General features: G+C 60.7%; 1 protein-coding gene and 1 riboswitch. The gene reads left to right on the top strand.

Annotated features, from left to right (window positions below):
- Window positions 1-147: 147 nt before the first annotated feature.
- Window positions 148-270: riboswitch (yybP-ykoY riboswitch) on the top strand.
- Between the two features lie 92 nt (window positions 271-362).
- Window positions 363-947, top strand: coding sequence for a TMEM165/GDT1 family protein (locus tag FHW68_RS26850; RefSeq protein ID WP_183683944.1), 585 nt, complete (start codon window positions 363-365; stop codon window positions 945-947).
- Window positions 948-1,093: the final 146 nt, after the last annotated feature.

The following is a 1,093-nucleotide window of genomic DNA, read 5'->3' as shown; positions in this document are numbered from 1 at the left end:
GCCGCCAGGCCGCCCCTGATAGCACACCTGAGATATTGAGATTGAAGCCCTTCCCCCCCCCCCCCCCCCCCCCCCACGCTCCCACAGGTTCTGCCACTTAACGACTGACATTGGGGCTTGCCCAATCGGTTTTGCCTAGGCAGAATCCGCTCCGTCCTAGGGGAGTAGTCTCCCACGAGCGCCATGCTCGTCCGGCATACGTCAACATACTTGGTCAAAAGACCATGGCGTATGCGACCCAAGCGTCCGCACCAGACGGCTCGCAGGGTTTGACAAGACCTATGACACGAACACCTTACCCGGGGCGGGAAGGCTGTACGTGTCATAGCCGTGTCGACCCGCCCCTTAGGAAAACCCTGATGATGCTGGACTCCCTGCTCGTTCCCACCGCAATCGTTGCCTTGGCCGAAATTGGCGACAAGACGCAACTGCTCGCGCTCATTCTCGCTGCCCGCTTTCGCAAACCCTGGCCGATCATCGCCGGCATCGTCGCCGCGACCCTGGCCAACCATGCGGCGGCCGGTGCGGTAGGCGCCTGGTTCGGCAGTTTCTTCTCGAATGCGACGTTGCACTGGATCCTCGCCGCGAGCTTCGCCGCCACAGCCTTGTGGACGCTGGTGCCGGACAAGATGGACGAAGACGAAGCCAGCACCGCCCGCAAGTTCGGGCCGTTCCTGACGACGCTGATTGCATTCTTCCTCGCGGAAATGGGCGACAAGACCCAAGTCGCAACGGTGATGCTGGCCGCGCAGTACCCGGATTTGTGGCTGGTGATCATCGGCACAACCGCCGGGATGTTGATTGCCAACGTGCCAGTGGTACTGGCAGGTAACTTTGCGGCGGACAAACTGCCTTTGACCCTGATCCGTCGCCTGGCGGCGTCGGCGTTCCTGGTTTTGGCGATTGTTGCGGTGTACAAGGCGATGCAGAGCAGCGGGTGGGTTTGATGCGGTAGGTCGTTAGACCGCATTATCGTTCTTCGCGGGCAAGCCTCGCTCCAGGTTTTGTGTCGTACACACTTTATGTAATCGACCGGAAACCTAATGAAATGGCTACCCCCGCCTCCCCCCCTGTGATCGCCCACTAAGCTTTC

This window comes from Pseudomonas sp. Tn43 (assembly GCF_014192635.1).
GTDB lineage: Bacteria > Pseudomonadota > Gammaproteobacteria > Pseudomonadales > Pseudomonadaceae > Aquipseudomonas.
The sequence above is the reverse complement of the archived record's forward strand: the minus strand, read 5'-3'. Positions and strand labels throughout refer to the sequence as shown.

Bases quoted from the DNA above. Each gene is read 5' to 3' on its own strand.
- FHW68_RS26850 (WP_183683944.1), top strand. From the start codon at position 363: ATGCTGGACTCCCTGCTCGTTCCCACCGCAATCGTTGCCTTGGCCGAA.